General features: G+C 42.8%; 14 protein-coding genes. 6 read left to right on the plus strand and 8 right to left on the minus strand.

Annotation, left to right across the window (positions count from 1 at the left end; all coding sequences use genetic code 11):
- Nucleotides 1-39: 39 nt before the first annotated feature.
- Nucleotides 40-927 (plus strand): DMT family transporter, encoded by an 888-nt coding sequence (locus JN178_RS09525; RefSeq protein WP_202265592.1) that lies wholly within the window; start codon nt 40-42, stop codon nt 925-927.
- A gap of 125 nt (nt 928-1,052) precedes the next feature.
- Nucleotides 1,053-3,398 carry a bifunctional diguanylate cyclase/phosphodiesterase gene (locus JN178_RS09530; RefSeq protein ID WP_202265594.1) on the plus strand — a complete coding sequence of 782 codons (2,346 nt, stop codon included), beginning with the start codon at nt 1,053-1,055 and terminating at the stop codon, nt 3,396-3,398.
- A 112-nt stretch (nt 3,399-3,510) separates the two neighbouring features.
- Here the strand turns inward: JN178_RS09530 and JN178_RS09535 are convergent, their stop codons facing one another.
- The 3 genes from JN178_RS09535 to JN178_RS09545 all read right to left on the minus strand — a co-directional run bounded on the left by JN178_RS09535 (nt 3,511) and on the right by JN178_RS09545 (nt 6,225).
- Complete coding sequence (locus JN178_RS09535; RefSeq protein ID WP_202265596.1) at nt 3,511-4,605, minus strand: NADH:flavin oxidoreductase; 1,095 nt, start codon at nt 4,603-4,605, stop codon at nt 3,511-3,513.
- Between the two features lie 103 nt (nt 4,606-4,708).
- Nucleotides 4,709-5,023, minus strand: a complete 315-nt coding sequence (locus JN178_RS09540; protein WP_202265598.1) for a hypothetical protein — start codon at nt 5,021-5,023, stop codon at nt 4,709-4,711.
- Between the two features lie 80 nt (nt 5,024-5,103).
- Nucleotides 5,104-6,225, minus strand: a complete 1,122-nt coding sequence (locus JN178_RS09545; RefSeq protein ID WP_202265600.1) for an alkane 1-monooxygenase — start codon at nt 6,223-6,225, stop codon at nt 5,104-5,106.
- Nucleotides 6,226-6,379: 154 nt separating this feature from the next.
- Here JN178_RS09545 and JN178_RS09550 point away from each other — a divergent pair, with 154 nt between their 5' ends.
- Entirely contained in the window at nt 6,380-7,423 is a 1,044-nt protein-coding gene (locus JN178_RS09550) for a helix-turn-helix domain-containing protein (protein ID WP_202265602.1), read from the plus strand.
- Between the two features lie 101 nt (nt 7,424-7,524).
- On the opposite strand, the gene JN178_RS09555 is transcribed toward JN178_RS09550, so the two are convergent.
- A complete protein-coding gene (locus JN178_RS09555) occupies nt 7,525-8,274 on the minus strand; it encodes an SDR family NAD(P)-dependent oxidoreductase (RefSeq protein WP_202265604.1) in 750 nt (249 codons plus the stop codon).
- Nucleotides 8,275-8,367: 93 nt separating this feature from the next.
- On the opposite strand from JN178_RS09555, the gene JN178_RS09560 reads away from it, so the two are divergent.
- Nucleotides 8,368-9,300 carry a LysR family transcriptional regulator gene (locus JN178_RS09560; protein WP_202265606.1) on the plus strand — a complete coding sequence of 311 codons (933 nt, stop codon included), beginning with the start codon at nt 8,368-8,370 and terminating at the stop codon, nt 9,298-9,300.
- Nucleotides 9,301-9,375: 75 nt separating this feature from the next.
- Nucleotides 9,376-9,618, plus strand: coding sequence for a DUF2164 domain-containing protein (locus tag JN178_RS09565; RefSeq protein WP_202265608.1), 243 nt, complete (start codon nt 9,376-9,378; stop codon nt 9,616-9,618).
- A gap of 4 nt (nt 9,619-9,622) precedes the next feature.
- On the opposite strand, the gene yfaE is transcribed toward JN178_RS09565, so the two are convergent.
- From yfaE to ubiG, 4 genes are all read right to left on the minus strand, one after another.
- Nucleotides 9,623-9,895: a class I ribonucleotide reductase maintenance protein YfaE gene (gene yfaE, locus JN178_RS09570; protein ID WP_202265610.1), complete on the minus strand. Its 273-nt coding sequence runs from the start codon at nt 9,893-9,895 to the stop codon at nt 9,623-9,625.
- A gap of 12 nt (nt 9,896-9,907) precedes the next feature.
- Nucleotides 9,908-11,038 (minus strand): class Ia ribonucleoside-diphosphate reductase subunit beta, encoded by a 1,131-nt coding sequence (gene nrdB / locus JN178_RS09575; protein WP_159624692.1) that lies wholly within the window; start codon nt 11,036-11,038, stop codon nt 9,908-9,910.
- Between the two features lie 122 nt (nt 11,039-11,160).
- Nucleotides 11,161-13,482, minus strand: a complete 2,322-nt coding sequence (gene nrdA / locus JN178_RS09580) for a class 1a ribonucleoside-diphosphate reductase subunit alpha (RefSeq protein ID WP_202265612.1) — start codon at nt 13,480-13,482, stop codon at nt 11,161-11,163.
- Nucleotides 13,483-14,085: 603 nt separating this feature from the next.
- A complete protein-coding gene (gene ubiG, locus JN178_RS09585; RefSeq protein ID WP_202265614.1) occupies nt 14,086-14,790 on the minus strand; it encodes a bifunctional 2-polyprenyl-6-hydroxyphenol methylase/3-demethylubiquinol 3-O-methyltransferase UbiG in 705 nt (234 codons plus the stop codon).
- A gap of 304 nt (nt 14,791-15,094) precedes the next feature.
- Between ubiG and gyrA the strand changes: the two genes are divergently transcribed.
- A complete protein-coding gene (gene gyrA, locus JN178_RS09590; protein WP_202265616.1) occupies nt 15,095-17,809 on the plus strand; it encodes a DNA topoisomerase (ATP-hydrolyzing) subunit A in 2,715 nt (904 codons plus the stop codon).
- Nucleotides 17,810-17,857: the final 48 nt, after the last annotated feature.

Genomic DNA, 17,857 nt, shown 5'->3' on the forward strand with positions numbered 1-17,857 from the left:
AATGATGTGTGACATCAAATCGTGATTTAAGGCTTAATTTTGTATAAAACATTGTTGCTGGTTTCGTTAGCGATGTTGGCCTTTGCGGCTAACTCACTTTTGTGCCGAATGGCATTGAGTAATACGACTATTGATCCAACCTTATTCACTGTGATCAGGCTAACCAGTGGTGCAATATCGCTTCTACTATTGTCACTGCTAACGCTAACTGGCGATCCTAGTAAAAATAAAATCAGCACGCTTTTTAGTGCACTTAAAAAAAACGCCAGTTTTCGAGGCGGTATCGCGCTATTTTTATATGCAGTCTGTTTTTCATTTGCCTATATCGGTATGTCTACAGGCAGTGGTGCTTTGTTACTTTTCGGTTCTGTACAAATTACCATGATAGGTTTCGGATTTATTAACGGCGAGCGGTTTTCCTTTGTTCAGTGGGGAGGGTTTTTACTGGCTTTCTCGGGGTTGATAGTATTGATGTTGCCCTCGTCAGTGGCACCTTCCATATTTTCTGGTGCGCTAATGATTATCTCCGGCATAGCCTGGGGCATGTATTCGATTAAGGGTAGACAAAGCCATTCAGCACTCTTAAGCACAAGTGGAAATTTTGTATATGCCAGCATTCTTTGCCTACCATTTGCACTGAGCGTTGTCGTTTTTTATCCGAATAGTTTTACATGGGATGAGACAGGCGTTGTGTTGGCTATAATGTCTGGTGTTATTGCATCAGCATGTGGTTACGCTATTTGGTATAGCGCATTGCCACTGCTCAAAGCGACCACTGCTGCAACAGTACAATTGAGTGTGCCGATCATAGCCACAGCGATGGGCTGGTTATTCCTCGCAGAGTTATTAACCATTCAAATTGTGATCGCTTCAACCATGACATTGTTAGGCATTTATCTGGTGATAAAGCGTCAGAATCGTCATTGATACTGCGTTTCAGGTTAGTTAAATATTGAACTTTTTTTGTAATATGGCGTAAAGTTTATATAGTTACACAGTGTGTTTTAAAAGCGGTACGCGTTGTACTCGTTGAGACAGCTTGAGGTACAACCTTGATCATTCCCCCTAAACTTGCCAATGAGTTGGAAAGGCTAGAAGCGCTGAATCGTCTTAACGTGCTTGATACTGAGCGTGAAGAGCGATTTGATAGAATAACACGCCTTACGACACAATTACTTCAGTGCAAGTTTTCAACTATATCCTTAATAGATGCGGATCGTCAGTGGTTTAAGTCGACGGTAAACGTCGACATGGAAGAAACGCCTAGAGATCAGGCATTTTGTGCGCACACAATTGCAGAATCACACTATCTCGTAGTATCAGATACATTAAAAGATAAACGTTTTGCTAATAACCCCTTTGTAACTGACGAACCAAAAGTTCGTTTCTACGCAGGGGTGAATATCATGATTGAAGGTTTGCCTGTCGGAACCCTATGTGTTTTTGATAGTACGCCCAAGACTTTTAATAAAGACCAAATCAAACAACTTGCTGATTTAGGCAAAATAGTAGAAACCGAATTACTGCGAGAAAATCAGCAAAAGCTCTTAAAGCAAGTAAAGCAATATCAAGCCACCGCCGAGGAGTCTCAAAAGCTTGCTAGGGTAAGAAGTACCATATTAGAAAAGGTCGTTACCTCTAAATCGCTTGAATCTGTCTTAGCGGAAATTGTGGCTGCAATCGAAAAAGAATACAAAGGCCAGATGTGCAGTATTCTTCTTCTGGAAGGTAATCGTTTAGTTATGGGGGCTGCACCCTCATTACCCGATTTCTACAACGACGCCATTGATGGGGTTGAGATAGGGCCTGGGGTTTGTTCGTGCGGCAATACGGCATTTACTAACGCACTGACCGTTGTTGAAGATATTGCGACACATCCTTACTGGTCGGCATGGTCAGAACTGGCTAAACAGGCAAATCTCGGGTCCTGTTGGTCTCAGCCAATTCGAGGGGCCGACAACAGTGTTTTAGGCACGTTTGCGATATACCATCGTTCATCATCCAAACCAAGCGCTGATGCACTTGTTCTTATTGAACAATTTGCACATATAGCCAGTATTGCAATTGAAAGAGAAAGAGCTAACCAATTAATTTGGCGCCAAGCCAACTTTGATGTGCTTACATCTCTGCCAAATCGCAATTTGATGGAAGAACAATTAAAGCATCTGCTCTCACAAGCTAAACGAGACAAAACGAAAGTTGCGGTACTTTTCCTAGATTTAGACAATTTCAAGGACGTAAATGACACCCTCGGCCACGATGTGGGCGATATGTTACTGATTGAGTGTGCTGCACGTATTCAAAAGTGCATACGACAAGAGGATACAGCCTCGAGGTTAGGCGGCGACGAATTTGTAATCTTACTCGGTGGCATAACCCGTTCGCGTGATTTAGATAACATTATCCAAAAACTGCTTAAAGACATATCCGAACCTTATGTTCTGCAACAACGGCATATTCATACTAGTGTGAGTATTGGTGTTACTTTGTATCCAGATGATGGTGACGATGTGACAGCGTTACTCAAAAACGCTGATCAAGCCATGTATGGCGCTAAGGCTCAGGGAAAAAACAGTCATCAATTTTACTCAAAGGAAATGCAAGAGTCGGCATTGAAACGGTTGTCGTATAAAAATGATTTACGCAATGCACTAAATAACTGTGAGTTTTATATTGAGTACCAACCTATTATCGATATTCAATCAAATCGACTGTCTAAAGCAGAGGCATTATTAAGATGGCAGCACCCAGATAGAGGTTTGATAAGACCTGATGAATTTATACCGGTTGCAGAAGAGTCAGGCACTATTATTGAAATTAGCAATTGGGTATTTGATCAAGTTTGCCAAGATGCCATTAAGTGGCGGGAATCGCTGTGCCCTGATTTACAATTAAGTATTAATACCTCACCAAATCACTATTTTCATCGTGACCCCAATATTATGGAATGGTTGCTGAAGCTTTTGGACAATGAGTTATCACCCAATGCTGTATCGCTTGAAATCACCGAAAACTTGCTCATGGATGCTAACTCTCAGGTCACCAAAAAATTGTTCCAATTCCGACAAGCAGGCGTCAGCATTGCGCTAGACGACTTCGGTACTGGCTTTTCTTCAATATCGTACCTTAAAAAATTTCCAACTGATTATATAAAGATTGATCGAAGCTTTGTGCATTCTATGACAGAGGTAAGTAACGACAAAGTGTTGTGTGAAGCTATCATCGTTATGGCGAAAAAACTGGGGATACAGGTGGTCGCTGAAGGAATAGAAACGCAAGAGCAATTAGAGATCTTAAAATCGATGGGTTGTGACTATGGTCAAGGATACTTTTTCGCAAAGCCATTATCTAAGTCCGATTTTGAAGCACTGTTAATCAAGCGCCACGAAAAAGGCTAAGAGAATAAGGGCTCAGAATAAAGCGGGGTTAATGGATAACTTCCATAAGCCCCGCTGAACGTTTTTTATCAAAATAACCGTATGGTAATAAGGCAATCCATACGATCTTACACTAGGATAGTGACGCTAAGGCCTTTCCAGAATATTGCTCTAGTTCATCCATACGATTTTCTTTTATTTTGTTGGCCCAGTTAGGATCTTGAAGCAACGCTCTGCCAACCGCGACTAAATCAAACTCACCAGCGCCAAGTCGTTCCAGTAAGTCATCAACAGAGCGCGTGCTGGAATCTTGGCCCTTAAATGCACCGAAGAAGTCATCATTAAGACCAACCGAACCGACGGTTATTGTCGGTTTGCCTGTGAGTTTTTTAGTCCAGCCCGCAAGGTTTAACTCACTGCCTTCAAATTCATTTTCCCAATAACGGCGCTGCGAGCAATGGAAAATGTCCACGCCTGCGTCACTTAGTGGGAGCAAGAATTGCTCAAGTTCTTGTGGCGTGTGGGCAAGACGTGCGGTGTAGTCTTGTTGCTTCCACTGTGAATAGCGAAGAATAATTGGGAAGTCGGGAGACGTAGCTGCACGAATGGCTTTAATGATTTCAACGGCAAAACGACTACGGTTTTCCATGTTACCGCCCCAACTATCAGAGCGCTGATTAGTGCCTTCCCAAAAAAACTGGTCAATCAGGTAACCATGCGCGCCGTGTATTTCAACGCCATCCATTCCTATAGTTTGAGCATCAGAGGCCGCTTGTGCAAACGCCTCTATGACCGCTTCAATATGCGCAACAGTCATCGGTTCTGCACCTTGCTTTCCGGGCTTAAATAGTCCCGAAGGTCCTGCACTGGGTAGTTCAGGAAAAGGCGCCTTTTCTGCTACTCGTGCCATTCCCACATGCCATAGTTGAGGCATGATCTTCCCATTTTCACTGTGTACCTTTTCAACCACACGTTTCCAACCAGCGAGAGCTTGTTCACCGTGAAATTGTGGAATGTTAGCGTCCATTGTCGCGACGTTGTCATTTACCGTAGTACCTTCGGTAATAATTAGTCCGGTACCACCTTGTGCGCGTCTTTGATAGTAATCAGCAACGTCGTTAGTTGGAATACCATTAGGTGAAAATTGGCGGGTCATCGGCGCCATTACAATGCGATTACTTAAGGTTAATTTTTCGCTTGTATAGGGTGTAAAAAGGGGAGTGGTCATTACTATTCCTTAAAACAGTCAGTTGCTTAGTTGCAAGAAATAGTAATCTCACCCAATAGTAAGTCAATTTCGTATTAGTGATAGTGCCTTATAAGCGAATGGTTTAGTCGAGTATTTCAACTATTTCACGGGTCGCCTGAATAAGCCTGACAACACGATCTTCTACTTGAACGGTTATCACGCCTTTTCTATCAACAGGCACGACGACGCGAGAATGTTCATAAACTCTGGTTTCCATTACATTACCGACAGCGAGCTTCTTTTGCCATCCAGGGGGTAATTCACCGGTACGTTGAAGCTTTTTCTCCAAACCCGGTGGAAGTGATTTATCCTTGTCACCATTTTTGGCAAAAACTGAAGGAGAAATCACAAGTACGCTGCTCACTGTTACAGAGGCAATTAAATTTCGGTATTTCATAGAGTACTTCCTCGTTTTTTGTCTCTATAACCTTATGCCATATCCAGGCCAACACTATTTCATGACCTTCTGTATTGAAATCATTTAAATTGCTTAGCAATAATTTCTTTCTCTCTATCACTTGCAAAGTGTTCATCCCAATGGGCCAATTTCTTTTCCATTATTCGAAACCAAAGCGGGGGAATAAGTGCGAGCACCATAGTTGATATGTACCCGCTTACCATTTGGGGAGAGTCTTGCAGGGCTTTTAGTTTCTCAAATGGCACTGCGCCTTGTGCATGATGATGACTGTGTCTCGGCAGATTAAACATAGTCCAACAACTGATGCGTCGATTTGAATTCCATGAGTGCCTTGGTCTAACAGGCTGGCGCGGGCAACGGACGAGTCCGTAATGTTCCATATAATTTACAATTTCAAGTGTAAATTTTGTACTAATACCAAGGGCAACAAACATTGCGATGCCATTAATACCTGCGATGCTAAATGCCACCATGGCTAGAAAGGCGCTCATTAACCAACCCCTTATACATTTATTATGTAGACTGATTTTGGGCAACTTATTTCGATCTAGCCGTTTACATTCGATGTGCCAGCCAGCTTGTTGGGTACCCATAAAGGCAATGACAAAATGGGTATAAACATCACGCCCACGAGGTGCAGTAGCAGGATCATCTTGCGTTGCAACTTTTACATGGTGGTTATAGACATGCTCAATTGAAAAGTTAGCGTCGAAACTAAAAGCAAGCAGCCATCGTCCAATGCACACCGCCACAGGATTGCCAACACGGTGAACTAACTCATGGGCGACAACTGTTGCTACTCCACCTAGCATAAGTGCTAAAAAAGGAATTGCTACGATAGTTTGCATTGTGGTTGCATGCGGCGTGAAAGCGTTGATGTCGATATTGAACTGCGCATATAGTAAATGGGGAAGTGGGGCGCTAGGCGTTGATACAAGCGCTAGTGCTGTAGCTAAAATGCAACAAGATAGAGGAAGGGCACTATAAAGCATGACTTTCAGTAACCCCGCATTAAGCAATGGGGGCTCAGATAAGTCATCGCCCAACAACGCATCGCCTAATACATAAAATGCAATATATACAACAAAGCCTAGGTAAATAGTGTTGCCACCAAACCAAATAGCAATCAGGCCAAACAGCACAGCGAAGTAAAAGTTAAAGAATTTAAAATAATGCAGCATGATAACCACCCATACATTAACAATGTCTAGAAGTTTGCCTTAGATTAGCTGTGCCAAAGAGTGCGTAAATTGACAAAGGGGAATCATTTATTGCCAAGGTGCTTACAGTAATTTAACATTTTCGCGTGATCCACTGTGACGACAATGTGTAAGCATGGGCAGCAACCAAGAAATTACAGGTAATGATGTAAGCAGCGTGCCTACATTTTATATTATGCAACTTGAAAAAGTGCTCGCGCGAGAGGGCGTGGCATTGGCATCTTGTTTAAATGAGCAGGGACTTCACTATGAACAGTTCAAGCAAGCCGGTGCAAAGATGGCTGCTGAACACTTTATCATACTGGTTAATACTCTTGTTGAAGGCCACGGCATAAAAAGACCAGGTGTACTATTAGGAGAAGCGTTACAGTTAATCCATCACGGCCCCTTTGGGCTTGCCATAATGAATAGCCCAACTGTAATCGATATTATTTCGCTGTTTGAACGTTTTATTGCAATGCGAGTGCCCGGACTGGAGCTACACATTATTGAGAAGCATAACGATATAGTCGTAACCGTGCACGACCTATATTGGCGAGAACATGTACATCAATTTTTTATAGATGCACTTACCTCAGCATTGCTCAATTTACATAGTAGCCTTGTTAGCGAGGGAAACAGCCCAGTAATATCCCGAGTAGTTTTTGATTATTCAATGGATAAGCATGGTTGTAAGAGCCATCGTCAACATCTTCACTCAGAGTGTAGTGAACCAGACATTGAAAGGCTGTATGACCAACCGTATTGTGCGATTGTATTGGACAAATCAAAGGCCCATCAACCACTCGTTAATAGTGACAAAGTAAGTTTTGATTATGCCGTAAAGCTTTGTGAAATGGAGTACGAAGCGCTGGTAGTAAACAATGCTACTGAAAAACTTAGGCATTTCTTACGGCAGCATAATGCAACGATACCTTCACTTGAGAACGCTGCCGACGCGCTGTGTATAAGCAAAAGAACCTTGCATAGGCAATTGGAAAAAGAGAACACAAGCTTTCGAAAAGAACGGGAAAAAACGCTGATGCGCAAAGCTTTGGACTTGTTGTTTGTAAAGCGGCTAAGTGTGAAACAAACTGCGTATCAATTGGGCTATACTGAGCCTACAAATTTTCGTCGCGCATTTGTCAATTACTACGGGCGACCGCCATCTGCTTTTTGAATGTAAGGGTCTAAAATAGTATGCGAGATAAGCGTTTCTGGCCTTCAAACGACATGATCTTATAAACCAATATTGAAGACCAGAAAATGGGCATCGCTATCCTATACGTTCATCCAACCACCGTCGACAACGAGATCTGCGGCGGTCATATAGGACGACTCATCACTTGCTAAGAAACGTGCGGCATTCGCAATTTCTTGCATAGTGCCTGGTCTTTGTAACGGCGCTTGTGAAGCCACCATACCTACAAAGCCCTCAAAATCGTCAGACGCGATGTTAGTGTTTTCTGCAAAGTTTGTTCTAACGATACCTGGACTTAACGTGTTAACACGAATGCCTTTTGGCGCGAGTTCGGACGCAAGTGTACGGCTAAGCGAACGCACTGCCGCTTTTGTTGCGAAGTATAAGCTGCCCGTTGCTACACCTTTCTCATGCACGGCTGACCCAGTAAGTATGACACTGCTGCCATTTTTTAATAGCGGTAGCATTTTCTGCACGGTAAAAAATGCGCCTTTTACATTAATATCAAACTGTTTGTCGTAGCTAGCTTCGTCAATATTTTCGATAGGTGAAAAAACACCAAGCCCAGCGTTTGCAAAAAGAATATCTATTTGCCCGAATCGCATGGTGGTTTCATTCTTAAGGGTTTCAAGGTCGTCTAAATTCGTGACGTCACCTTGAACGCCAACAGCGCGAGGGCCAAGTTTTGACACTGCTTCATCTAACGAAGTTTGATTTCTTCCGAACAAGACCACACGTGCGCCTTGCTCAATAAAAAGTGTTGCTGCGGCTAGTCCAATACCACTATTACCACCTGTAATTACTGCTACTTTGTCGTTTAGTGTTGTCATTTCAAATCTCCAATTGATGTTAAATACCTAAGCGGTATTGATATCCTAGTAACTCCCGGTTAATGTTTGAAATGAATTAACAGTATAAGTGTTATGCACAATATGAATTTAAATGCATTTGACCTAAACTTGCTACGTGTCTTTGACGCAGTGATGCGTTACAGAAACGTCTCGAAAGCAGCTGATGCACTGTACCTTTCCCAACCTGCAGCAAGTCATGCGCTAAGCAGGTTAAGGCATGCATTGAATGATGAATTGTTCGTGAAAAGCCCAAATGGTATGAAGCCAACGTCTAGAGCGTTGGACATCGCACCTGCGGTGAGCAAAGCGTTAGCTGAGCTCTCGCAAGCATTAGCGCCTGCGACATTCGATCCAAGCACATCTGAGGTTACGATTCGTTTAGCAACGCACGATTATTTTGTTGCACTTGCAATGCCTAAGCTTGCCCATTACCTCAGTTTACATGCGCCCAATATGTCTATAACAACAAGACCTATGGAAGGAAGAGCGATAGAACTGCTTGATGATCAGCAAATTGATATAGCCATTAGTGCATTTGGTGATTTGCCTGAGCGAATTGAAAAAGTCACCTTAATAGAAGACGATTATGTGTGTGTAATGAGGGGAGGCCACCCACTTTCACACTATGATGAGTTAACGCTACAACGTTACGTGGAAGGTCGTCATTTGTTAATCAGTCCAAAAGGAGACGTACGTGGCTTTGTAGACGATATGTTAATGCCACTGGGACTTAAAAGGCACGTAGCATTAATTATTAACCAGTTTTCGCCTGCACCAGATATTATTTCTACATCTGATTTACTCGTTACTTTACCTCGGCATATTGCAAACAAGTATAAAAGCAAGTACGACTTGGCTATCGTCGAGCTTCCTTTTGAATCAAATGTCGATTACACAAAAACTCACGCGATTTTTAATAGAAAGCTTGGCCAATCTGCGTCCATGAAGTGGTTTGTTGATACGCTAGGGAAATTATGTGAAGGGCTATTTCTCGACAATGGTTAGCATGAATACACTAATACAAAAATGCTGTTGAACCCAAGAAGTCAGCAGAAAACGTTTAATTTTTAAGGATAGAATATGAGCGACATTACATTTAGTAGCGAAGAAAAATCTGCGTTAGTTGATAAATTACAACGGTATTTTAACAATGAACTGGGGGTTGAGCTTGGTCAATTTGATGGTGAATTTCTTCTTGAATTTATAGCAAAAGAAATGGGCGGCGTGTTTTACAACTGTGGGTTGCGCGATGCCAGAGCGGTGTTTGAAGCGCGTCTCGAATCGATAGATGAAGATTTGTATGCCATAGAAAAAGAGGTGTAGTTGCTTACAAAGGCACTTTTATTTTAAGGGGCGATTTGGCTATGCAACAGCAGGGAAGTATTTCGTCGTCATCAATAAACGCAAGCGGGTCTGTAGTATATTCTACTTCTCCCTCCAAAAGCTTTGTTCTACAAGCACCACAAAAGCCCTCACGGCAATGGTAGTGAATATGAACATCACTTGCTTCTAAAGCACTTAAAATTGTTTTATCGACAGGGGCGTCAATAGGCCCCACATCGACTACATCGATGCGAAGCCTCGTTTTTTCACTGCTCATTAAGCTGTAAGATTACAGCTCAAAATCAGCGAAATCGTCTTCGCTTACTGCAGAGTCTATTTGACCAACTAAGTAGGAACTAATCTCAGACTCTTGAGGAGCAACTTGCACATTGTCTGAGTTCAGATAGTTATTCATCCACGGGAGTGGGTTACTGCTAATGTCAAACGGTGCATCAAGGCCAATTGCTGTCATGCGCTGGTTGGCAATGTATTCTACGTACTGACACAGAATTTCTTTGTTTAACCCTATCATTGAGCCGTTTTGGAACAAATAATCAGCCCATTGCTTTTCTTGTTCTACCGCGTTCATAAAGATTGCGCGCGCTTCGTCTTTACACTCTTCGGCGATTTGTGCCATTTCTGGATCATCTTTACCTTTCGCCCATAAATTAAGAATGTGCTGGGTAGATGAAAGGTGAAGGTTCTCGTCTCGTGCAATCAAACGAATGATCTTTGAGTTGCCTTCCATTAGCTTACGTTCCGCAAATGCAAAGGTACAGGCAAACGAAACATAGAAACGAATGGCTTCTAGTGCGTTTACTGAGTTCATGCACAAATAAAGCTTTTTCTTTAATTCGTACATATTAACGGTGTAAGCAGTGCCGTTTACAGTGTGAACACCTTCGCCTTGTGTTTGCCAAAGCTGCGTAGCAAAAATAAGGTCGTCGTAGTATTTCGAAATATCAGCCGCGCGGCGTTTAATTTCTTCGTTAACAACGATATCTTCAAAAATCTCACTAGGATCAGAGAACAGGTTGCGCAGAATGTGTGTGTACGAACGAGAGTGAATTGTCTCGAAGAACGACCATGTTTCTACCCATGTCTCTAATTCTGGTAATGAGATGATAGGTAGAAAAGCAATGTTAGGACTGCGACCTTGTACAGAATCTAGCAGCGTTTGGTATTTCAAATTTGAAATGAAGATATGCTTCTCTGGGTCGGTTAACTTTTGAAAGTCAACGCGATCGCGCGAAACGTCTACTTCTTCTGGACGCCAAAAGAAGCTTATTTGTTTCTCAATAAGTTTCTCGAAAATGGCATGCTTTTGCTGGTCGTAGCGCGCAACGTTTACGGGGTTACCGAAAAACATTGGCTCAACCAATGGATTTGTACTTTGCTGATTAAACGTAGTGTATTTCATGATGGCCTAACTAAAAACTTAATGATTAACGCGTATTATTATTTGTGTTCTTGCTGCGAAACTATAGATGGCAAGTTGGCATTATTGCCGCGCTTGCCATCTAACAGGTGGTGCATTGTTATTTATATTTTACACGCACCGCCTGCACAATCATCGTCTTCCTCTACGACCACTTCTTCTTGACGTGGCATAGGTACATTGGCTTTAGCATCAAGTGCTGAAGTGTCTGACGCACCGTCACGAGTGTTATGGTAGTAAAGCGTTTTAACACCCAGTTTATACGTTGTAAGAAGGTCTTTAAGAAGGAGCTTCATTGGCACCTTGTTACCTTCATAACGGCTTGGGTCGTAGTTTGTATTAGCAGAGATAGTTTGGTCGATAAACTTCTGCATAATACCTACAAGCTGTAGGTAACCATCGTTCGATGGAATGTCCCAAAGCAGTTCGTACTGATCCTTAAGCGTTTCGTACTCAGGTACAACTTGCTTAAGTACACCGTCTTTACTTGACTTAATGCTGATGAAACCACGTGGTGGCTCAATACCGTTTGTTGCATTAGAAATTTGAGACGATGTTTCAGACGGCATAAGCGCAGACAACGTAGAGTTACGTAAGCCATGTGTCTTAACGTCTTCACGAAGCGCGTCCCAATCGTAATGAAGTGGCTCATTACACACGCTATCAAGGTCTTTCTTGTAGCTGTCGATTGGCATAATGCCTTGCGAGTACGTTGTTTCATTAAACTTAGGACACGCACCTTTTTCTTTCGCAAGATTGTTTGATGCTTTGAGTAGGTAATACTGCATTGCTTCAAACGTGCGGTGAACCAGACCATTAGCACTGTGATCAGAGTATTTAACACCGTTTTTAGCTAGGTAGTACGCGAAGTTAATTACACCTACGCCTAATGTACGTCTTCCCATTGTTGCATTATATGCAGCTGGTACAGGATAGTCTTGGTAATCTAATAAGTTATCAAGTGCACGTACCGCCAGGTCTGCTAGTTCTTCGAATTCGTCTAACGATTCGATAGCACCTAAGTTAAATGCTGATAGCGTACACAGTGCAATTTCACCGTTTTCATCGTTAACATGCTGAAGCGGCTTAGTAGGTAGTGCAATTTCAAGACAAAGGTTACTTTGACGAACAGGGGCAACTTCTGGGTTGAACGGGCTGTGTGTATTACAGTGGTCAACGTTTTGAAGATAAATGCGACCTGTGCTAGCACGCTCTTGCATGAACAAGCTAAACAGTTCCATTGCTTTAATTTGCTTTTTACGAATGCTGTCGTCGTTTTCGTATTTAACGTAAAGCTCTTCGAACTTGTCTTGGTCAGCGAAGAACGCATCGTACAGGCCTGGTACGTCTGATGGGCTAAACAATGAAATGTAGCCGTCTTTCATCATGCGCTGATACATGAGTTTGTTGAACTGAACACCATAATCTAGGTGACGCACACGGTTTTCTTCAACACCGCGGTTGTTCTTAAGTACCAATAGTGATTCAACTTCCATATGCCAAATAGGGTAGAACAAGGTAGCAGCGCCACCACGAACACCGCCTTGAGAGCAGCTTTTAACCGCTGTTTGGAAGTACTTATAAAAAGGAATACAGCCAGTATGGAAGGCTTCACCACCACGGATAGGGCTGCCTAGCGCACGAATGCGACCTGCGTTAACACCGATACCTGCGCGCTGGCTCACGTATTTTACAATAGCACTTGCTGTTGCATTAATTGAGTCAAGGCTGTCACCTGTCTCAATCAATACGCATGAGCTGAACTGACGAGTAGGGGTACGAACACCCGCCATAATAGGCGTTGGTAGTGACAATTTGAATGTTGATGCGGCATCGTAAAAACGGCGAATGTAGTCCATACGTACGTCTTTATCATAATTTGCAAACAAACATGCCGCTACAAGAATGTACAGGAACTGAGCACTCTCATAGATCTCGCCAGTAACGCGGTTTTGAACGAGGTATTTACCTTCCAGCTGTTTTACGGCTGCATAGCTGAAGTTCATATCACGCCAATGATCGATATACGTATCCATCTCAGCAAACTCTTCAGCAGTGTAATCTTCTAACAAGTGTTTGTCGTATTTGCCGGCATCAACCATTTTGGCAACATGATCGAAAAGCGCTGGTGGCTCGAACTGTCCATAAGCTTTTTTACGTAGATGGAAAATCGCTAGGCGAGCCGCTAAATATTGGTAATCAGGCGCATCAGTAGAGATAAGATCTGCGGCAGACTTAATTAGCGTTTCGTGGATTTCACTGGTGTTGATACCGTCAAAGAACTGAATTTGTGCTTTTATTTCAACTTGTGAAACAGAAACATTATTTAGTCCTTTTGCCGCCCATGTGACGACTTTGTGGATTTTCTCTAAGTCGATGGACTCTTTTTCACCATTTCGTTTGGTGACAAATAAGTTGTTGTTCATGTTACTGGCCGTATGTCTGTTAGCGCTTGATGCGTGGGCTATGCTGCCCATTATCATTTATAATTAATTTTTTAATGCGCATGCTGTTGGTCTGGTTTTTACAGATCTAACAAAAGCACACACAAAAGCGGCCTAGACTAATACCGAATAAAGATATGAAGTAGAGACTGCTTATATATTTCTTGTATTGCTTGTTTATTTCAGCGGAGTCGAATGGCGCATCTCTGCGCGATCTGTTTTGATCCCGTTAATTGATCTTGGGATCACGTGCTGAATTAAACACAAGATAGTGAGGTTTTGCCTCGATTGCAACCCAATATCTGGTGGTATTTCAAGCACTCAAACTGGCATGAAATTTACGTTAGTAACAACTAACTTTTTAGCGTTCTACAAGCGTAAAATATCGGGAATGCAAGCGTTTTTGCTAAATTGATTTCGAAAAAAATTAATTTATTCTTAGAAACTCGTTTTTATAAAAACACGATATATGGTGTTTAAAATATCGCCACGACCCAATATGTTGTGTTAATTTATTTTAAATACACTGTATATAGTAGGTGCACAACGATGTGCATCTACTATTATTTGTACCCTTGCATACGTCTAATCTTGTGCAACGGTATACAGTAAGTAGTTTACGTCTACATTGTTGGCAGAAAGATAAAAACCTTGAGAGATCGGATCCATATGAAGCCCTGTCATATCGCGAGGCAAAAGGCCTGCCTGATCTGTCATCGCCATAAGCTCTGATGGTTTAATAAATTTGCTGTGTTCGTGGGTGCCTTTAGGGACGAGTTTAAGAATATATTCTGCACCAAGGATCCCCATTAAATAAGACTTCAGGTTTCTATTGAGTGTAGAAAAGAACACATGACCACCTGGCTTAACTAACTTTGCGCATGCCATAACAACTGAAGCGGGGTCGGGTACGTGTTCTAGCATTTCCATACAAGTGACAACATCAAATTTACCAGCATTATCCTGCGCGAACTGTTCAGCGGTTGAACAAACGTAATCTACTTTTATTCCCGATTCTAAACCATGAAGCTTAGCGACTTCTAATGACGCCTCAGCCATATCAAGACCTGTTACGGTAGCACCCGCTTTAGCCATTGATTCGGCAAGGATACCGCCACCGCAACCAATATCGATAACCTGTTTACCAAACAAACCCTCACTGTGTTGATTGATGAAATCAAGTCGAAGCGGGTTAATTAAATGAAGCGGTTTAAATTCGCCTTCGGGATCCCACCAGCGAGAGGCGAGCTCAGAAAATTTATTAATCTCTTGTTGGTCGACGTTTGTCATAGGTAAAACAATCCTTAACTTCTCTCTTATTAACATATCGCAATTTGGCGGCGTGTTTTACTGTTTTTAGTTATAAAACTGCTTTTTCTGTATCTGGCTGAACGAAAAATAATCGCTTGCCTTTTTGTTGATTAATAAGCGTAATTAAGCGCTACATAATTCTGTCATCAAGTGGTACACTCGAAGCAACATTATGACCCACATAATAATAACCATGCGCGCCCAAGAGCCGCTTTCACAATTGCTGTAAAGTGGCTGCAATGGATAACGCAGAACAAACTAAGATAAAGGGATTAAGCAGTTTATGTCTGATAACGCTAAAGAAATCCTCCCCGTTAATATTGAGGAAGAGTTAAAAAACTCGTACCTCGATTACGCGATGAGCGTTATTGTCGGGCGAGCATTGCCTGATGTAAGAGATGGCTTGAAGCCAGTGCACCGTCGTGTGCTGTTCGCTATGAACGAACTGAAAAACGACTTTAACAAGCCGTATAAAAAATCTGCCCGTGTGGTAGGTGATGTTATCGGTAAATACCACCCTCATGGTGATTCTGCTGTATACGACACTATTGTTCGTATGGCGCAGCCTTTCTCACTGCGCTACATGCTTGTAGACGGTCAGGGTAACTTTGGTTCAGTTGATGGTGACTCGGCAGCTGCAATGCGTTACACCGAAGTACGCATGGCAAAAATCGCTCATGAACTGCTAGCCGATCTCGACAAAGAAACTGTTGATTTTGTGCCAAACTATGACGGCACAGAACATATCCCAGAAGTATTGCCTACTAAGGTACCAAACCTGTTAGTAAATGGTTCATCTGGTATTGCGGTTGGTATGGCGACAAATATTCCGCCTCACAACCTGACTGAAGTTATCAATGGCTGTGTTGCGCTTATCCAAGACCCATCAATTACCATTGATGATTTGATGACGTATATTCCAGGTCCAGATTTCCCAACAGCTGCGATGATCAGCGGCCGTAAAGGTATTGAAGATGCATACCGCACCGGTCGTGGTAAAATCTATCTACGTGCTAAAGCAGAAATTGAGACTGACAATAATGGAAAAGAAACCATTGTTGTAAACGAAATTCCTTACCAAGTTAACAAAGCGCGTCTTATTGAAAAAATTGCTGAACTGGTAAAAGAAAAGCGTATCGAAGGCGTTTCTGCACTGCGCGACGAGTCTGATAAAGACGGTATGCGCATTGTTATTGAAGTCAAACGCAACGAATCTGCTGAAGTACTGCTTAACCATTTATATGCCAATACACAGTTGCAAACAGTATTCGGCATCAACATGGTTGCGCTAGATAACGGTCAGCCCAAGGTATTTAACCTTAAAGAAACACTTGAAGCGTTTATCCTTCACCGTCGTGAAGTGGTTACTCGCCGTACTGTGTTTGAACTGCGTAAAGCCCGTGACCGTGCACACATCTTAGAAGGTCTTGCAATCGCACTTGCTAATATCGACCCAATTATTGAGTTGATTAAAGCATCGCAAAGTCCAGCAGATGCGAAGAAATCACTTGTTGCACAGGGTTGGGATTTAGGCGACGTAGCGCAAATGCTAGAGCGTGCTGGCGATGATGCAGCCCGTCCTGATTGGCTAATGCCTGAATTTGGTATTCGCGACGGCAAGTACTACCTTACTGAGCAACAAGCACAAGCTATTCTTGATCTACGCCTGCACAAATTAACTGGCCTTGAACATGAAAAGATCCTAGAAGAATATAAGCAACTTCTAGAAATCATCGCTGAACTACTTCATATCCTAAACAGCCCTGAGCGTTTGATGGAAGTAATTCAAGAAGAACTTGAAAAAGTTCGCGATGAATTTGGTGATGAACGCCGCACAGAAATTACTGCTGCAAGCCACGATATTGATATTGAAGATCTTATCGAACAAGAAGATGTAGTGGTTACACTGTCTCGCGAAGGCTATGTTAAGTATCAGAAATTAACTGATTACGAAGCGCAGCGTCGCGGTGGTCGTGGTAAGTCGGCGACGAAGATGAAAGATGAAGATTTCATCGAGCGATTACTTGTTGCAAATACGCACGACCACATTTTGTGTTTCTCTACACGCGGTCGTTTGTATTGGTTAAAAGTGTATCAGTTGCCGTTTGCAAGCAGAAATGCGCGCGGACGCCCAATCGTGAACATTCTTCCACTTGAAGAAAACGAACGTATTACTGCTATTCTTCCAATCAAAGAGTTTGAAGAAGGTAAGTTTGTACTGATGGCTACGGCTAACGGTACCGTGAAGAAAACAGATCTAAGCCTATATTCTCGCCCACGTTCAAGCGGTATCATTGCAGTTAACCTTAATGAAGGCGATGAGCTAATTGGTGTAGACATCACCCACGGTGACGACGACATTATGTTGTTCTCTGACGCGGGTAAAGTGGTTCGCTTCAACGAAAAGCTTCGCGATAGCGAAACTGGCGAAGTGAAGCGCGATCCTGAAACAGGTGAAGAGCTTCAAGCGCTACGCCCAATGGGCAGAACGGCAACCGGTGTGCGTGGTATTAAGCTTCAAGACGGTCAGAAAGTGGTTTCTCTTATCGTGCCGAAAGGCGATGGTCCAATCTTAACGGCCACTGAAAACGGTTTTGGTAAGCGTACGCCGCTAGAAGATTACCCAGCGAAGAGTCGTGCGACACAAGGTGTAGTATCGATTAAAGTCTCTGAGCGTAATGGTAAAGTTGTTGGCGCTGTGCAAGTGGACGAAAGCAACGAAATTATGCTTATCAGTGACCAGGGTACACTAGTGCGTACCCGCGTAAGCGAAGTATCGGTTGTAGGCCGTAATACACAAGGTGTTCGTCTAATACGTACCGTAGAAGGTGAGCATGTGGTTGGTCTACAGCGCATTGAAGAGGTTGAGGAGTTACAAGAGTTTGATGAAGACGGTAACCCGATAATTTCTGAAGATGCATCTGAACAAGCAGAAACTGCTGTTCAAGAGCAAGAAAACGCCGCACAAGACGGCGATAGCTCAACGACAGAAGAGTAGGGGTAGCGCGCGACATTAACGTACGCGCATTATCAGTGTTCTTTCAAA

It is taken from the genome of Alteromonas sp. KC3, assembly GCF_016756315.1.
GTDB lineage: Bacteria > Pseudomonadota > Gammaproteobacteria > Enterobacterales > Alteromonadaceae > Alteromonas.